Raw genomic sequence first — 15,438 nt, forward strand, 5'->3', positions numbered from 1 at the left:
CACCCGATATCCGACGCCCTCGCCTCTTCGCCCGCGCTCGCATGAAGCCTTATCTCGACCTGATGCGCCATGTCTACGAACATGGCACCGACAAAGCCGACCGCACCGGCACCGGCACGCGATCCGTGTTCGGCCACCAGATGCGCTTCAACCTGCAGGATGGCTTTCCGCTAGTGACCACCAAGAAGGTCCACATCAAGTCCATCGTCTATGAACTGCTGTGGTTCCTCCAGGGCTCGACCAACGTGCGGTGGCTGCAAGACAACGGCGTGACGATCTGGGACGAATGGGCTGACGCCGACGGCGAGCTGGGCCCCGTGTACGGCTCCCAGTGGCGCTCGTGGCCGACGCCCAACGGCGAACACATCGACCAGATCGCCGAGCTGATCGCGCAGATCAAGCGCAACCCCGATTCGCGCCGGCTGATTGTCTCCGCCTGGAACGTGGCCGACATCCCGCGCATGAAGCTGCCGCCCTGCCACGCGTTCTTCCAGTTCTATGTGGCTGACGGCAAGCTGTCGTGCCAGCTCTACCAGCGCAGCGCCGATATCTTCCTTGGCGTGCCGTTCAACATTGCCAGCTACGCGCTGCTCGTGCATATGGTTGCGCAGCAGACTGGCCTCGATGTGGGCGATTTCGTCTGGACCGGTGGCGATTGCCACCTCTATAACAACCACTTCGAACAAGTCGAAACGCAGCTCGCGCGTGAACCGCTGCCGTTGCCGAAACTGCATATCAAGCGCAAGCCTGAAAGCATCTTCGACTACCAATACGAAGACTTTGAGATCGTCGGCTATCAGAGCCACGCTGCGATCAAAGCACCGGTGGCCGTGTAACCGTATGACCATCCTGACGCTCATCGTCGCCCGCGCCCGTAACGGCGTGATTGGCCGCAACAACGCCCTGCCCTGGCGCCTGCCCGAAGATCTCGCGCACTTCAAGCGCACCACAATGGGCGCGCCCATCGTGATGGGCCGCAAGACTTACGATTCGATCGGCCGCCCGCTGCCGGGCCGACGCAACATTGTCGTCACGCGCAATGCCAAGCTCGAACTGCCCGGCTGCGAGATCGCATTTTCGATGGAAGATGCGCAGCGCCTGTGCGTCGGCGCCGAGCAGATCTTCCTGATCGGTGGCGCGCAACTGTATGCGGATGCCCTCCCGAGCGCAGACCGCCTGATCGTCACGGAAATCGACGCCGATTTCGAAGGCGATGCATACTTTCCCGCGCCCGACCCCAAGCTCTGGCACGAAGTCGCACGCGAGACGCACCACGCGGCGGCACCCAATGATTTCGACTACGCGTTCGTTACCTACGAACGCCCGCCATCGAACGAGCAGTAACTGGCGACAGGCAATAAAAAACGCGCTCAGTTCCGAGCGCGTTTTTCATTTCGGCGGTGGCGATTTATTCGCCAGCAATCGTCATCTGCTCGATCAGGATCGAGCCAGTTTCCTTCGTACCGCGTACCAGCGCATCGGCACCGATGGCGACAATCTGGCGGAACATCTCACCCAGGTTGCCGGCAATCGTAATTTCTTCCACCGGGTACTGAATCACGCCATTTTCAACCCAGTAGCCTGACGCGCCGCGCGAGTAATCACCCGTCACGTAGTTCACGCCTTGGCCCATCAGCTCGGTTACCAATAGGCCCGTGCCCATGCGGCGCAGCATGCCGGCAAAGTCGTCTTCTGGCGTGGTCTTGTTGGAGAACAGCGTCAGGTTGTGCGACCCGCCGGCGTTGCCCGTGGTTTGCATGCCGAGCTTGCGCGCGGAATACGTCGACAGGAAGTAGCCCTCCACCACGCCGTTCTTCACCACATCGCGGCGCTGCGTGCGCACGCCTTCCTCGTCGAACGGCGCGCTGCCCATGCCGTTGAGGACGTGCGGGTCTTCCGTGATCTGCACATGCGGCGCGAAAACTTCCTTGCCCAGCGTATCGAGCAGGAACGTCGACTTGCGATACAACGCGCCGCCCGACACCGCCTGCACAAAGGCGCCCAGCAAACCTGCAGCCAGCGGCGCCTCGAACAATACGGGGCACTTGCGCGTTGTCAGCCGGCGCGCGGACAAACGCGCGAGCGCACGTTCCGCCGCGTACTTGCCGATCGCTTCCGGTGCGGCCAGATCGTCCGGCGAGCGCTTGGATGAATACCAATCGTCGCGCTGCATATGCGCGCCCGAACCGGCGATCGGCGCAGCCGAAATGAAGTGACGCGAATACGGGTAGCCCGCCATGAAACCGCGCGACGTGGCCAAGACGAAGTGCGAATGCTGGGCCGAGATGCTCGAGCCATCGCTGTTGCGGATCTTCGGGCTTACGGCAAAGGCAGCGGCTTCAGCGGCGCGTGCGATCTCCACGGCAGCTTCGGCGTCAATCATCCACGGGTGATAGAGCTGCAGGTCTTGCGGGTGCTTCTCCAGCAGTTCTTCTTCTGCCAAACCGGCGCAATCATCGTCGGCGGTGAAGCGCGCAATGTTGTAGGCAGCCTCGACGGTGGACCGCAGTGCCGCCGGCGAAAAGTCCGACGTGCTGGCGTTGCCACGCTTCTTGCCGAGCATGACCGTCACGCCAACAATCTTGTCGCGGTTCTGCTCGATGGTCTCGATCTCGCCCTTGCGCACCGTGACCGACAGGCCTTGGCCTTCGGAGATTTCCGTTGCGGCATCGGAGGCGCCGAGTTCGCGGGCAATGCGGAGCACATCGGTGGCCATCTCCTCGAGCTGTTCGCGGCGGTAGGCAAACACAGGGGCGGTCTTGGAATCGGGCGTTTGAGACATAGGCAATGGAGGGGAGAAACGGGTGCCGGGATTTTGCCAAAAGCGGGCAAGAACTGGCGAAAGCGCCCATCATAGCAAGATACAATGCGCGCCATGAGCCGAGCATCCCGACACAACCCCACGTATCTCCAACCCGTCGTGCGTACCGACATCGGTGACGAGGACGATCCGGATACGCCCAAGAGCAAATCGCAGCGCAAGCGCGAGGTGAACGCCTTGCAAGACCTGGGCACCGCCTTGGAAGCGCTGCCCAAGGACAAACTCGCCAAGGTGCCGCTGCCCGAAAAGCTGCTCGACGCCCTGCGCGAAGCCAAACGCACCACCGCCCATGAAGGCAAGCGCCGCCAGATGCAGTACATCGGCAAGCTGATGCGCGCCCTGACCGACGAGGAAGTCGAAGCCATTCGCCGCGTCCTGGCCACCTTCGTTGGCGCTTCCAAGGCGGAAACCGCACGTCTGCACGCCATCGAGCGTTGGCGCGACCGCCTGATCGCCAGCGACGACGCCGTTACCGAGTTCATTGCAGCGCACCCGGATTCCGACGTGCAGGCGCTGCGTACGCTGGTGCGCAATGCGCGCAAGGAAGCACAGTTGGCCAAGCCGCCCAAGTCGTCGCGCGAGCTGTTCCAAATGGTCAAGCAGGCCCTGTCCGGCAATGACCGCGACGAAGACGACGCCGATCAACCCGAAGCCGAAGGCGACGACGCATGACAGCCCCTGCCCCCTCCGCGCCGATCACCCGCCGCCACGCCGACGAACTGATCGTCGGTTTTGTGTCGATCTCAGACCGCGCCTCGGCCGGCACGTACCAGGATGAAGGGATTCCCGCGCTGCGGGACTGGTTTGGCACCGCGCTATCGTCGCCGTGGCAAGGGGTGGAGCGGCTGATTCCGGACGAACAAGCGGCGATTGCCGAAACACTGATCGACCTCGTCGACCATGCCGGCTGCGATCTGGTGCTCACCACGGGCGGCACTGGCCCGACGCGCCGCGATGTGACGCCCGAGGCCACGCTGGCCGTCGCCACGAAGGAAATGCCGGGTTTTGGCGAGCAGATGCGCCAGATCAGCCTGCATTTCGTTCCGACGGCGATTCTGTCGCGTCAGGTAGCGGTGATCCGCGAAACGCCGTCGCGCGCCACGCTGATCATCAACCTGCCCGGGCAGCCGCGCGCCATCAAGGAAACGCTGGAAGGTTTGAAGGATGTGGAAGGCCGCGCCACGGTGCCGGGCATCTTTGCGGCTGTGCCGTACTGCATCGACCTGATCGGCGGCCCGTATGTCGAGACGCACGACAGCGTGGTCAAGGCCTGGCGGCCCAAGCACGCTGTACGTGTAAAACCGCTGCAGGTTTAACGCTTACGGGGCGACCGAAGACGCCAGCGCTTCAGCGTCCGGCGTTTGCGGCACGTCGCGGATGAAGTGCTCGCGGTAATAGCGCAGCTCTTCGATCGACTCGATGATGTCTGCGAACGCCGTGTGCCGCTGGTGCTTCGTAAAGCCCTTGGCAATGGCCGGTTGCCAGCGCTTGCAGAGTTCCTTGAGCGTGGAGACATCCAGGTTGCGGTAGTGGAAGTACTCCTCGAGCTTGGGCATGTAGCGCGCCATGAAACGGCGGTCCTGGCAGATGGAGTTGCCGCACATCGGCGACTTGCTCTTCGGCACCCACTTCTTGAGGAACGCCAGCAGTTCCGCTTCCGCTTCCGCTTCGGTCGTGGTCGACGCCTTGACCTTGTCGATCAGGCCCGAACGGCCGTGCGTGCCCTTGTTCCACGCGTCCATGCCGTCGAGCAGCTCGTCGGACTGATGGATCACCAGCACTGGGCCTTCAGCCAGGATGTTCAGCTCCGAATCCGTCACCACCACGGCCACTTCGATGATGCGATCGTTGTCGGGGCTCAGGCCGGTCATCTCCATGTCGAGCCAGACAAGGTTGTTATCGCTCTTGGCGGCAACGCGGTTGGCGGGCGAGGAGGATGCGACGGACGAAACAGGGGTACTCACTGGGGTGCTCACTCAAGGGCCTTGAGAAAATGACTGAAGGCTATAATTTTCGCATATCTGATAGGTGTTTCCCCACATGCCCGCCTTTACCGCTGTCTTCCTGATCGCCCTTGTATTGATGTCCGCCACGCGCCTGTGGCTAGCCGCGCGGCAAGTCCGTCACGTGGCGCGTCACCGCGATGCCGTGCCTGCGCAGTTCGCCGAGTCGATCACACTGGACATGCACCGCAAGGCCGCGGACTACACCATCGCTCGCACCCGCCTGGCGATGCTGGAAGTGCCGGTTCAGGCCGCCCTGCTGATCGCCCTGACGCTGCTCGGCGGGCTGAACTGGATCAACCAGGCATGGCTGGGCGTGTTTGGCCCCGGTTATGCGTATGGCGTGGCGCTGATCGCATCGGTCATCGCGATCAGCAGCGTGATCGAGTTGCCGTTTTCGCTGTATGGCCAGTTTGTCGTGGAAGAACGATTCGGCTTCAACCGCATGACGTTCAAGCTATGGTTGGCCGACAACCTCAAGGGCTTGGCCATCGGCACCGTGCTGGGCCTGCCGCTGCTGCTGGCGGTGCTCTGGCTGATGGGCAAGATGGGCGCGTACTGGTGGCTTTACACCTGGATCGTATGGATGGCGTTCATGCTGTTTGTTCAGGCGATCTACCCAAACGTCATCGCACCGCTCTACAACAAGTTCACCCCGCTGCAGGACGAGGAAATGCGCTCGCGCATCGAAAGCCTGCTCAAGCGCTGCGGCTTCGCCAGCAAGGGCCTGTTCGTGATGGACGGCAGCCGCCGCAGCGCCCACGGCAACGCTTACTTCAGCGGCTTTGGTGCAACCAAGCGCATCGTCTTCTTCGACACGCTGCTCGCCCGCCTGAATCCGTCCGAAATGGAAGCCGTGCTCGCGCATGAGCTGGGCCATTTCAAGCGCCACCACATCACCAAGCGCATCGCCGTGACGTTCGTTCTGAGCCTCGGTGCACTGGCGCTGCTCGGCTGGCTCATGACGCGCACGTGGTTCTACCTGGGCCTAGGCGTCGCGCCGAACCTGTTCTCCGACAACCACGCGCTGGCACTGATGCTGTTTTTCCTGATGCTGCCGGTATTCACGTTCTTCGTCTCGCCGCTGGCGAGCCTGTCATCGCGCAAGGACGAATACGAAGCAGATGCCTTCGCCGCCAAGCACTCCGATGCCAATCAACTCGTCTCGGCGCTGGTCAAGCTGTTCCAGGACAACGCATCGACGCTCACCCCGGACCCGGTCTACTCAACGTTCTACTATTCGCACCCCACTGCATCGCAGCGTGTGGAGCGCCTTGTACAGGCCCGCACGGCATGACGCGCGGCAAACTGGGCCGCGCCCATAAGCAGGCCGCCACTGGCGAACACGGGCTCGTCATCGCCGCACACGGGCGCCATTATCTGGTAGAACGCGAAGGCGGCGGTTTCCTGCAATGCTTCCCGCGCGGCAAGCGCAGCGAATGCGCTGTCGGCGATCGCGTGGTCTATGAAGCCACCGCCGTCGACCAGGGCGTCGTCGTGCGCGTGGACGAGCGCCGTAACCTGCTCCACCGCTCCGACCAGTTCAAATCGAAGGTACTGGCAGCGAACCTGGATCAGATCATCATCATGCTCGGCACCGAGCCGAGCTTTTCGGAAGACCTGCTCGGCCGCGCGCTTGTCGCGGCAGAGTCCCTCGGGATCACCCCTCTGATCCTGCTCAACAAGATCGACCTGACCGCGCGGTTGGAGACGGCGCGCTCGCGCTTGGCGCTCTACCGAGAGCTGGGCTACACGATCGTGGAATTGACCGTGCATGGCGCGCCGGACGCCGCGCACGCCGCGCTCGAACCGCACGTGGCTGCGCGCGCTTCGATCCTGATCGGACAGTCGGGCATGGGCAAATCATCGCTGCTGAATCTGCTGATTCCGGGCGTGGACGCGCAAACGCGGGAGATATCCGAGAAGCTGGATTCCGGCAAGCATACGACCACGTTCACGCGGCTCTATCACCTACCCGCTGAATGGGGCCAGGGCGGCGTGCTGATCGACTCGCCGGGCTTCCAGGAATTCGGCCTGCATCACCTGAGCGAAGGCATGTTGGAACGCGCCTTTCCCGAATTCCGCCCCCGCCTGACCGAGTGCCGCTTTTATAACTGCCGACACCTGCAAGAACCCGGCTGTGGCATTCTGGGTGCGATTACCGAAGGCAAGATCGATCCACGGCGGCACCAGCTTTACGCGCAACTGCTGCACGAATCGGAGCAACAGAAGCCTTGGTAGCGGCTTCGTAACACGTTCGGGGAGGCTGAGATGAAGTTGCTGATCAGCAGTTCATCGCTCGGCATGGCAGCACACTGGCAAAACGTGCTGTCTGCCGCCGGCATCCGCACCGAGCTGCGCAACATTTACCTGAGCAGCGTAGCGGGTGACGTTCCGCCGCAGGACTGCGCAGCGCAAGTGTGGCTCGTGAACCCGGCGCAGGAAGCGCAGGCCCGAGCGCTGATCGATCAAGCGCAGCATCCGCCGACCGGTCCGGCATGGCGTTGCGTGCATTGCGGAGAGAGCCACGAGCCGCAGTTCGCCCAGTGCTGGCGCTGCGGCAAAGACCGCGAGGATGCGGCCTGATTGATCGTTCAGCGGCTAGGTGACAGCCGCATCAGCCCAACCACACGGCAATCGACAGCATCGCCAGCAGCAGCATCCACAGCACCACCGCGCGCCACACCAGTCCCACAGCTGACTGCAGCGTGCGTACGTTCGGCTCCTGCCCCACTTCCATTGGATAGGCGCCGTCCTCGTCGGCAATGCTATCGACCGAATCGCGTTGCGGAATGGGCGTGCCAAGGCGCACGCCCAGTGCACCGCCGCCGGCCGCCAGCAGGATGCCATTCACTTCGTCGTTCCACTTGGCAGCGCGGTTGCGCCACGCGTACACGGCATCTTCAAAGTTACCGACGATGGAGAAGCCGATCGCAGTCAGGCGCGCGGGGATGTAGTCGATGACGAAAAATGCCTGACGGGCAAAGAGACCGAGCGCGGGGCTGCGCTCCGTCGACGTATCGCTCCAGTGGCGAGCGAGGTATTCAGCGCCGCGGTACAACACCACACCCGCCGGGCCGATCGGCACCAGGAACCAGAAGAACACGCCAAACACGTGACGATGCGCCGCCACGATCGCGCATTCGAGCGTATGGCGGACGATCTCATTGACAGGCATGTCGGTCGTGTCCTGCCCCGACCATTCGTTGAGGAGCAGGCGCGCAGTGACAACGTCATCGCTGCGCAGCGCCTCGTGGATATCGGTGAAGTAGTGGCTGAACTGGCGGAAACCAAGCGTCAGATAGACCATCAGCACGTTCCATAGGAACGCCAGCCCAAGGCTGATCGACGACAGCAGATAGTGCACCAGCGCCACGACCACCACGGCCGGTAGCGTGACCACACACCAGGCGAGCACGGCGTCGCGACGATGGCCCGTGTCGAACCATTCTTCTGCCCGCGCGGCCAGTGCGCGCACGACGTCGTAGATCGGGTTGTCCCGGCTGAGCGCACGGAACTGTTCAAGAATCAGCGCGCAGAGTACGGAGAAAAAAGTCATTGGAAGGGCGTTGCGAAGGCGTGGATCACGCCGTGGAGGCGATGTGCAAGACGATAGCACACAGCGTGCGCGCAACAGCGCACCTTGGGGCCCATATTCGCGCCGACGCTACGCTGCCAACAGGTGATACAGGTTGCGCAGCATACCCGCCGTCGCACCCCATATGAAGTGATGACCAGAGTCAGACTCTTGGCCAGAGCGCCGATATGGCATCGCATAGAAACGACGCACACGGTCTTCCCACCGCAGTTCGCGCACTTCGTGGTTGGCCGGGTCCATCAAAAAGGCCAGCGGCACTTCAAACACCTCGGCCACTTCACTTGGGTCGGGCTGAAGTGTGAAATCAGGCACCAGCAACCCGACAATCGGGCTCACGTGGAAACCCGTCCCGGTGATGTAGTCAGGCAAGCTACCGATCACCTCGATGTGATCCGCACTGATGCCGACCTCCTCCATCGTTTCGCGCAGCGCCGTGTCGACCATGTCCCGGTCAAAGTCCTCGCGCCCGCCGCCCGGAAAGCTGACTTGGCCAGCATGTTGGCTAAGCGACGCATTGCGTTGCGTCAGCAGCACCGTCAAACCCGCCTCGCGCTGCACCAGCGGCACCAGCACCGCTGCCTCGCGCAACTTGAGCGAAGCGTCGATCAGGCGGGATTCGTCCGTCTGCTCCGGCTGCCAGTCGGGCGGCATTTGCAGCCGTTCACGCACGAACTCGGCGGTCAGCCGCGTGACCCCGAGCGCCGGCAATGATGCCTCGGTCGGCACCACCGGCAACTGCTCAGGATCGAACACAGGACGGCGCATCGGATGGGAATGAATGAGTTGTGGGCGGAAGACACACATGTGGTCAATCTTCCGCCGCAAAAGAGAAAAAAGGCACCCGAAGGTGCCTTTTCGCAACGCGCGCAGATTACTCCGCTGCGGCTTCCTTGCGCTTGAAGGTCAGCTTCTCCTTGATGCGTGCCGACTTGCCCGAGCGTTGGCGCAGGTAGTACAGCTTCGCACGGCGCACATCACCGCGACGCTTCACTTCGATGCTGGCCAGCAGCGGCGAGTACAGCTGGAACGTACGCTCCACGCCTTCGCCCGAAGAGATCTTGCGAACGATGAACGACGAATTCAGGCCACGATTGCGCTTGGCAATCACGACGCCTTCATACGCCTGCACACGCTTGCGGGTGCCTTCAACGACGTTCACGTTGACGATCACGGTGTCACCAGGGGCGAACGGGGGGATCGTCTTGTTGGCCGTCAGGCGCTTGATTTCTTCCTGCTCGATTTGCTCGATGAGATTCATCTTTTTCTCCTAGACCATCATGCCGGCGTTTTGCCTGATCGGTTGACCGCGGCCCCGGTAGAGGATGGGAACTTCACTTGGCCGAACCTTCCGGTATGGAAGTCTCTGACCCCTTTGCCGTTATCGCCGCGGCAGCGAGGAAGACCTCATCGCTGCGGGACAACAAACCCTGCTTGCGCGCTGCCTCGATCAGATCGGGCCGCTTGCGCATCGTATTCAACAGCGCCTGCTGGCGGCGCCACTTCTCGATCTCGGCGTGGTGACCACCCAGCAGCACATCGGGCACACGCACACCTTCGTACTCTTCCGGCCGTGTGTAGTGCGGGCAGTCCAGCAAACCATTGACGAAACTGTCTTGCACTGCCGACTGCGCATCGCCCAGCACGCCGGGCAACTGCCGCACTACGGCGTCGATGATCGCCATCGCTGCAATCTCTCCGCCGGAGAGGACGAAATCGCCAAGGCTGATTTCCTCATCTACTCGACGGTCGACCAGACGTTGATCGATCGCTTCATAGCGCCCGCACAGCAACGTGAGCGCCGGCAGCTGCGCCAGCTCCATCACCCGCTTGTGCGTGAGCGGCTTGCCTTGCGGCGACAGCAGCACCACATGCGACGCCGCCGGCGCTTGCGCCTCGTGAATTGCATCCAGCGCAGCTTCCAGCGGCTTGGCCAACATCACCATGCCTGGACCACCGCCGTAAGGGCGGTCGTCCACGGTACGGTAGTTGTCCGTCGTGAAATCGCGCGGGTTCCAGGTGCGCAACGTATACACCTGCTGTTTGGCTGCGCGGCTGGTGATCCCCCAGTCCGTCAGCGCCCGGAACATGTCCGGAAACAGCGAGACGACGTCGAACTGCATCGCCGAATTCTCCGGCCGCATGTTCAGTAATCCAGACCCCAGTCGACGACGATGCGCTTGCCTGCGACATCCACCGACTTCACGTAAACCTCGACAAATGGCACGAGCCGCTCGACCTCGCCTTCACCGACGATACGCAGGACTTGATGCGCACCGTTGTCGATCAGGCCGGCCACCGTGCCAAGCGTTTCCTGTTGCTCGTTGACGACCGTGGCGCCGATCAGATCGACCCAGTAGAACTCGTCATCGTCCGGCTCGGGAAAATCGGCCCGGCTGACCCACACGGCATAGCCGCGCAGTGCCTCGGCGACGTTGCGGTCGGGCGCGGCAGGCGAACCCGCCACCACCGTACCGCTATGCTCGCGCGACGTGCCAACGGGAAACACCAGCCAGTCTGCCGACGTTGCCAACGCGCCAGCAGGCGGCTTGAGCCACCACGTGCGGGCATTCAACAGCGCGTCGGCATCGCCGTGCAACTGGACCTTGATCCAACCGCGAATACCGTAGGCCCCACCGACATAACCCACCTCGACGAGATCGTCTGGGAGCGTCGGATTGGTGCCTGCCCCCGGGCGCATGGCTTGCAGCCGTTCAGCAACCTTTTGCGAGGTTACTTGCGTTGCGGCAGCCACAGGACCGGGCCGTGTCGATGCGGCGCGCGTCACAGCAGGAAGTGCTCGGACGGCACCGTCGATCGACGCATGTTAAAACTTAGGCAGCAGCTTTCTTGCCGTTTTGCTTCACCAGACGGGCAACCGTCGGCGAGAGTTGTGCGCCCACGCCTTCCCAGTAGGTCAGGCGGTCTTGCACGATGCGCAGACCTTCTTCGCCTTCACCGGCGAGCGGGTTGTAGAAACCGACGCGCTCGATGAAACGGCCATCACGGCGGTTACGCGAGTCGGTCGCAACGATATTGAAGAACGGGCGCTTCTTGGAGCCACCGCGGGCCAGACGGATCACGACCATGGATCTATTCCTTGAAAAACTGGGTATGCGTACAGAGAAACACGCAAGTATAGCGCAATTTCTCCGACCAAACAAACACTTAGGCGTAGCGAGTGGAGATGCCGGGCGGCACGCGCGGTAAGGACGGTACGTAAAGCCCGCCATTGTGGTCGCAGCTTGGCTTGGTGCAGTGACTGCGGCGCTCGCCAAGCTCCCCATCGAGACACTCCACGTACCGCCCGGCTTCCGTGTCGAGGTGCTGACCGACGCGATGCCGGCCGCACGTGAAATGGCGCTTTCTCCGGCCAGCATTCTTTATGTTGGGGGCCGCGCCGGCAAAGTCTACGCGATGCCATTGCAGACCCCGAATGCGCCGATCCATGTGGTGGCGTCCGGGCTGCAACTCCCTGTCGGCGTGGCATGGCGTGACGGCAACCTTTATGTGTCTGCGGTTTCGCGTGTGGTGCGGCTCGATAGCATCGACAAGCGACTCAGCAATCCACCCGAGCCCGTGGTCATCAACGACAAGCTGCCGACGGAAACGCATCACGGTTGGAAATTCATTGCATTCGGGCCAGACGGAAAACTGTATGTGCCTGTTGGTGCACCCTGCAATATCTGCCGCCCGGATGAAAACCGGTACGCCAACATCATGCGCATGAACGCCGACGGCAGCGGCTTGGAACTGGTGGCGCGAGGCATTCGCAACACGGTCGGCTTCGACTGGCACCCGACCACGCACGAATTGTGGTTCACCGACAACGGCCGTGATCTGATGGGTGACGACGTGCCCGACGACGAGCTGAATCGCATCACCAAACCCAATCCGCACTTCGGCTACCCGTTCTGCCACGCGGGCAACATTCCGGACCCGGAATTCGGGGCCGGACACCCATGCAGCAACTACGTGCCTCCTGTCGCCAAGCTCGGGGCGCACGTGGCGGCGTTGGGCATGCGGTTCTATGCAGGGGTCAGCTTTCCGGCTGAGTACCGGAACAACATCTTCATTGCCGAGCATGGCTCCTGGAACCGATCGTCGAAAGTGGGCTACCGCGTCATGCGCGTCGCACTGGACGCTGCCGGCAATGTGACGAAGCAGGAACCGTTCACGCACGGCTGGCTGCAGGGCGAACAGGCGTGGGGACGTCCAGCGGATGTGCTCGTGGCACCCGACGGCAGCCTGCTGGTGTCGGACGACTTGGCCGGCGCTGTGTATCGCATCCGCTACACGGGGAAATGACCTCGGCGCCGCCCCTCGCCATGGCAAAGCGTGCACGAAACATCTCGTTACACGGGTAACGTTCGGACAGTGGATGCCTGCTGAGTGAAGCCTTACATTGACAAGCATGAACACGCGCTGCCGATCTCTGTTGCACATACCAGAAGCACGCGGCGCGTGGCGCTTTCGAATCCTTGCCCGACAGGAGATAGCCATGCCGATTCGCGCATTGCTTCGCCCCTTGGCGGCAGGCGTTCTGATCGTCGCCTCTGCGGGCGCTGTGGCTGCCAACGCATCGGCGCGTCAAGCCGCCGTCGCCTTTGCAAAATCCGCCCTGCCCGTCTGGACGCAAACGGCACAGACGATGCCGCAGGAGCGTCCGTTGGTGGCGCAATTCTTTGCCGACACGCGTAGCGAGCAGGCGGCCCGCATCCGCGCACAAATGGAGCGCATGGAAGCGCGTGCCCGTGCCGATGATCGCCTCAATGGCCGGGTTCAACCTCGGGATGGCGGCGGCCGCGGCGACTGGCAGCAGCAGGAACGCATGCGCCAGGAACGCGGCAACGGCGACCAAGGCAACTGGCGCGGCTCGCGCCGGGGCTAAGGCGCACGCGCCGCCGCATTTCACATCCCGGAACTTGCCGGGGCACGCCTGAGTCGTACCAGGATGCTACGTGCACACGTTTGGCATGCACGTAGCATCACACCAATCACAACGACAACAGGTGCTCCAATGTCATCCCCTCTCCACCGCCATGTGCGGCTTATCCTCGGCCTGATCTGGACCACGGCCTTTATGCTGATGCTCGCTCACCTGCTCTACGGTGAAGTCGGTTCGCGCCATCAAGCACCTCGGCTACAGCAAGACGCGACGGTTTCGATAAGTGTGCCATCGCTGCGTCCGGTTCCGATTTAGTGATCCTGCCTCTCCTGCCGCAAGCGCTCCGCAGCGTTGCGCGCATCCGGCCGAACCGACGGCCTCTTCTTCCAGTTGCTGATGCGTCTTTAGGACGCGCTCCCGGCGCCGCCATTTTGGCTGCGCCGCGGTTGATGTTGGGCGTAGAATGCGCGGCGCTGTCTCTTGCCGTGTGTCCACCGCCCGCTATGCCTACGACCGCTCTCCAGAAAAAATCCAAGCTGTTGACCGTGCTGCTCGCCTTCCTGTTCGGTAGCGTGGGCGCGCATCGCTTCTACCTCAAGGGCGGACGCGACTTCTGGGCGTGGTCGCAAGTGCTTGCCATGATGCTCGGTGCGGTTGGCGTGGCGCTGCTATGGTCGACGCAGCGTGCGAGCATCCCGGGCTGGGTCTGCGCAATAATCGGTGGATCTTCAGTGCTGGCGGGCTATCTGTCTGCGCTGGTCTACGGCCTGCGCCCCGACGAAAAATGGGATGCACAATTCAATGCCGACGGGACGCCCACGCATTCGGGCTGGCCTGTCGTATTGCTCAGCGTCCTCACGCTGATGATCGGCACGGGCCTGCTGATGGCCGGTCTCGCCATTACTTTCCAGACGTATTTCGAAACGCAGGTGCAGGCAGCGAAAGAACTGTCGCAGTAGTCAAAACAAGCTGCCCTGGCGCTCATCGACCGGCTTTCGCGGCTTGGCAGCGCGCGCCGGAGGTTTGAACTGCGAGGTATCAAGCACCAGTTCGTTGTAGCGGTGGTAACTGAAGCCGAGCCTGTCGGCGGTCTTGTAGAAACGCTGCCGCAATAAGTCCGCCCAGATGCCGGTGCCGCGCATGCGCGTGGCGAAATCCGCCTTGTAATCCTGCCCGCCGTGCAGATCGCGGATGCGGTTCATCACGCGTTGCGCCCGGTCGGGAAAATGCGCCATCAGCCAATCCTGGAACACCGCGTTCAGCTCATTCGGCAAGCGCAGCACGATGTAGCTCGCGTACGTGGCGCCCGCCTCGTGCACAGCCTCCAAAATCTGCTCCATGTGGTCGTCCGTGATGAAGGGAATCATCGGCGCGACGCTGACTCCCACCGGAATACCCGCCTCGGCCAGCGTACGAATCGTGCGCAGGCGGCGCGACGGCGTGGCGGCGCGAGGCTCCAGCTTGCGCGCCAGATCGGCGTCAAGCGTGGTGATCGTAACGGCGGCTACGACGAGGTTCTTAGCCGCCATCGGGGCAAGCAGATCGATGTCGCGCTCAATCAATGTCGACTTAGTGATGAGCCCGACCGGGTGATCGCAATCGTGCAGCACCTGTAGCACGTCGCGCGTGATGCGCAACTCGCGCTCGATCGGCTGATACGCATCGGTGTTCACGCCCAGCGCAATCGCCTCGCAACGGTAGCCGGGCTTGGCCAGCGTCTCACGCAGCACCTCGGCGGCATTGGCTTTCGCGAACAGCTTGGTCTCAAAATCGAGCCCCGGCGACAACTCCAGATACGCATGCGTGGGCCGCGCAAAGCAATACACGCAACCGTGCTCACACCCGCGATACGGGTTCAGCGACACCCCAAACGGAATATCCGGCGACTGGTTATGGCTCAGGATCGAGCGCGCGCGTTCGATGGAGACGGAGGTCTGGATGCGCGGCGGCGCGTCATCCGGATCGAGGTGCCCGACAAGCGGTTGCCAGCCGTCGTCGACGCGCGTGCGTTCGTCGCGTTCGAAGCGGCCTTGCAGATTGGAAGTGGCGCCGCGTCCCTTGCGGGGGACGTGGCGATCGGACATATCGGACACAGCGGAACAGAATGGATGCGGGGGCTTGCTGATCCTAT

At 62.6% G+C, this 15,438-nt stretch carries 19 protein-coding genes; 10 read left to right on the forward strand and 9 right to left on the reverse strand.

Translation table 11 applies throughout. The features are described from left to right. Positions 1–41: 41 nt before the first annotated feature. Positions 42–836: a thymidylate synthase gene (locus M1D44_RS09940; RefSeq protein ID WP_112185371.1), complete on the forward strand. Its 795-nt coding sequence runs from the start codon at positions 42–44 to the stop codon at positions 834–836. A gap of 4 nt (positions 837–840) precedes the next feature. Next, complete coding sequence (locus M1D44_RS09945; RefSeq protein WP_316853310.1) at positions 841–1,344, forward strand: dihydrofolate reductase; 504 nt, start codon at positions 841–843, stop codon at positions 1,342–1,344. 64 nt (positions 1,345–1,408) lie between these two features. On the opposite strand, the gene pmbA is transcribed toward M1D44_RS09945, so the two are convergent. After that, positions 1,409–2,782 carry a metalloprotease PmbA gene (gene pmbA, locus M1D44_RS09950; RefSeq protein ID WP_024976233.1) on the reverse strand — a complete coding sequence of 458 codons (1,374 nt, stop codon included), beginning with the start codon at positions 2,780–2,782 and terminating at the stop codon, positions 1,409–1,411. Positions 2,783–2,875: 93 nt separating this feature from the next. Between pmbA and yjgA the strand changes: the two genes are divergently transcribed. After that, positions 2,876–3,493 carry a ribosome biogenesis factor YjgA gene (gene yjgA, locus M1D44_RS09955; protein ID WP_275426884.1) on the forward strand — a complete coding sequence of 206 codons (618 nt, stop codon included), beginning with the start codon at positions 2,876–2,878 and terminating at the stop codon, positions 3,491–3,493. Further along, positions 3,490–4,137 (forward strand): molybdopterin adenylyltransferase, encoded by a 648-nt coding sequence (mog, locus tag M1D44_RS09960; protein ID WP_112185377.1) that lies wholly within the window; start codon positions 3,490–3,492, stop codon positions 4,135–4,137. Before yjgA ends, mog begins: the two co-directional genes overlap by 4 nt. A gap of 3 nt (positions 4,138–4,140) precedes the next feature. Here mog and orn read toward each other — a convergent pair whose 3' ends face one another. Further along, on the reverse strand, positions 4,141–4,785 hold the full coding sequence (orn, locus tag M1D44_RS09965; RefSeq protein ID WP_419177593.1) for an oligoribonuclease: 645 nt from the start codon (positions 4,783–4,785) through the stop codon (positions 4,141–4,143). A gap of 76 nt (positions 4,786–4,861) precedes the next feature. Between orn and M1D44_RS09970 the strand changes: the two genes are divergently transcribed. The 3 genes from M1D44_RS09970 to M1D44_RS09980 are packed head-to-tail and all read left to right on the forward strand — an operon-like array spanning position 4,862 to position 7,410. Beyond that, entirely contained in the window at positions 4,862–6,121 is a 1,260-nt protein-coding gene (locus M1D44_RS09970; protein WP_316853309.1) for a M48 family metallopeptidase, read from the forward strand. Then, positions 6,118–7,065, forward strand: a complete 948-nt coding sequence (rsgA, locus tag M1D44_RS09975) for a ribosome small subunit-dependent GTPase A (protein WP_112185380.1) — start codon at positions 6,118–6,120, stop codon at positions 7,063–7,065. The genes M1D44_RS09970 and rsgA overlap by 4 nt, the downstream gene beginning before the upstream one ends. A gap of 30 nt (positions 7,066–7,095) precedes the next feature. After that, positions 7,096–7,410, forward strand: coding sequence for a hypothetical protein (locus M1D44_RS09980; RefSeq protein ID WP_024976239.1), 315 nt, complete (start codon positions 7,096–7,098; stop codon positions 7,408–7,410). Positions 7,411–7,441: 31 nt separating this feature from the next. Here the strand turns inward: M1D44_RS09980 and M1D44_RS09985 are convergent, their stop codons facing one another. The 6 genes from M1D44_RS09985 to rpsP form a co-directional block, all read right to left on the reverse strand. Further along, entirely contained in the window at positions 7,442–8,383 is a 942-nt protein-coding gene (locus M1D44_RS09985; RefSeq protein ID WP_112185382.1) for a CobD/CbiB family protein, read from the reverse strand. A gap of 108 nt (positions 8,384–8,491) precedes the next feature. Beyond that, positions 8,492–9,187, reverse strand: coding sequence for a CoA pyrophosphatase (locus tag M1D44_RS09990; RefSeq protein WP_112185384.1), 696 nt, complete (start codon positions 9,185–9,187; stop codon positions 8,492–8,494). A gap of 106 nt (positions 9,188–9,293) precedes the next feature. Further along, a complete protein-coding gene (gene rplS, locus M1D44_RS09995; protein WP_004629138.1) occupies positions 9,294–9,680 on the reverse strand; it encodes a 50S ribosomal protein L19 in 387 nt (128 codons plus the stop codon). 73 nt (positions 9,681–9,753) lie between these two features. Further along, positions 9,754–10,542 carry a tRNA (guanosine(37)-N1)-methyltransferase TrmD gene (gene trmD, locus M1D44_RS10000; RefSeq protein ID WP_024976242.1) on the reverse strand — a complete coding sequence of 263 codons (789 nt, stop codon included), beginning with the start codon at positions 10,540–10,542 and terminating at the stop codon, positions 9,754–9,756. 23 nt (positions 10,543–10,565) lie between these two features. Beyond that, on the reverse strand, positions 10,566–11,207 hold the full coding sequence (gene rimM, locus M1D44_RS10005) for a ribosome maturation factor RimM (RefSeq protein WP_419177594.1): 642 nt from the start codon (positions 11,205–11,207) through the stop codon (positions 10,566–10,568). A gap of 46 nt (positions 11,208–11,253) precedes the next feature. After that, a complete protein-coding gene (gene rpsP, locus M1D44_RS10010) occupies positions 11,254–11,508 on the reverse strand; it encodes a 30S ribosomal protein S16 (RefSeq protein WP_024976244.1) in 255 nt (84 codons plus the stop codon). A gap of 145 nt (positions 11,509–11,653) precedes the next feature. Here rpsP and M1D44_RS10015 point away from each other — a divergent pair, with 145 nt between their 5' ends. The 3 genes from M1D44_RS10015 to M1D44_RS10025 all read left to right on the forward strand — a co-directional run bounded on the left by M1D44_RS10015 (position 11,654) and on the right by M1D44_RS10025 (position 14,266). Continuing rightward, a complete protein-coding gene (locus tag M1D44_RS10015; RefSeq protein WP_316853308.1) occupies positions 11,654–12,727 on the forward strand; it encodes a PQQ-dependent sugar dehydrogenase in 1,074 nt (357 codons plus the stop codon). A gap of 193 nt (positions 12,728–12,920) precedes the next feature. Further along, positions 12,921–13,310, forward strand: coding sequence for a hypothetical protein (locus tag M1D44_RS10020; RefSeq protein WP_024976245.1), 390 nt, complete (start codon positions 12,921–12,923; stop codon positions 13,308–13,310). 500 nt (positions 13,311–13,810) lie between these two features. Further along, complete coding sequence (locus M1D44_RS10025) at positions 13,811–14,266, forward strand: NINE protein (protein ID WP_024976247.1); 456 nt, start codon at positions 13,811–13,813, stop codon at positions 14,264–14,266. Here M1D44_RS10025 and M1D44_RS10030 read toward each other — a convergent pair whose 3' ends face one another. Then, positions 14,267–15,391, reverse strand: a complete 1,125-nt coding sequence (locus tag M1D44_RS10030) for a PA0069 family radical SAM protein (protein WP_024976248.1) — start codon at positions 15,389–15,391, stop codon at positions 14,267–14,269. Positions 15,392–15,438: the final 47 nt, after the last annotated feature.

The organism is Ralstonia sp. SA306, assembly GCF_054792405.1.

Bases quoted from the DNA above. Each gene is read 5' to 3' on its own strand.
- trmD (WP_024976242.1), bottom strand. From the start codon at position 10,542: ATGCAGTTCGACGTCGTCTCGCTGTTTCCGGACATGTTCCGGGCGCTG.
- rplS (WP_004629138.1), bottom strand. From the start codon at position 9,680: ATGAATCTCATCGAGCAAATCGAGCAGGAAGAAATCAAGCGCCTGACG.
- rpsP (WP_024976244.1), bottom strand. From the start codon at position 11,508: ATGGTCGTGATCCGTCTGGCCCGCGGTGGCTCCAAGAAGCGCCCGTTC.
- pmbA (WP_024976233.1), bottom strand. From the start codon at position 2,782: ATGTCTCAAACGCCCGATTCCAAGACCGCCCCTGTGTTTGCCTACCGC.
- M1D44_RS09940 (WP_112185371.1), top strand. From the start codon at position 42: ATGAAGCCTTATCTCGACCTGATGCGCCATGTCTACGAACATGGCACC.
- M1D44_RS10030 (WP_024976248.1), bottom strand. From the start codon at position 15,391: ATGTCCGATCGCCACGTCCCCCGCAAGGGACGCGGCGCCACTTCCAAT.
- M1D44_RS09985 (WP_112185382.1), bottom strand. From the start codon at position 8,383: ATGACTTTTTTCTCCGTACTCTGCGCGCTGATTCTTGAACAGTTCCGT.
- M1D44_RS09945 (WP_316853310.1), top strand. From the start codon at position 841: ATGACCATCCTGACGCTCATCGTCGCCCGCGCCCGTAACGGCGTGATT.
- M1D44_RS10020 (WP_024976245.1), top strand. From the start codon at position 12,921: ATGCCGATTCGCGCATTGCTTCGCCCCTTGGCGGCAGGCGTTCTGATC.
- M1D44_RS10025 (WP_024976247.1), top strand. From the start codon at position 13,811: ATGCCTACGACCGCTCTCCAGAAAAAATCCAAGCTGTTGACCGTGCTG.
- M1D44_RS09980 (WP_024976239.1), top strand. From the start codon at position 7,096: ATGAAGTTGCTGATCAGCAGTTCATCGCTCGGCATGGCAGCACACTGG.
- mog (WP_112185377.1), top strand. From the start codon at position 3,490: ATGACAGCCCCTGCCCCCTCCGCGCCGATCACCCGCCGCCACGCCGAC.
- yjgA (WP_275426884.1), top strand. From the start codon at position 2,876: ATGAGCCGAGCATCCCGACACAACCCCACGTATCTCCAACCCGTCGTG.
- M1D44_RS09970 (WP_316853309.1), top strand. From the start codon at position 4,862: ATGCCCGCCTTTACCGCTGTCTTCCTGATCGCCCTTGTATTGATGTCC.
- M1D44_RS09990 (WP_112185384.1), bottom strand. From the start codon at position 9,187: ATGCGCCGTCCTGTGTTCGATCCTGAGCAGTTGCCGGTGGTGCCGACC.
- rsgA (WP_112185380.1), top strand. From the start codon at position 6,118: ATGACGCGCGGCAAACTGGGCCGCGCCCATAAGCAGGCCGCCACTGGC.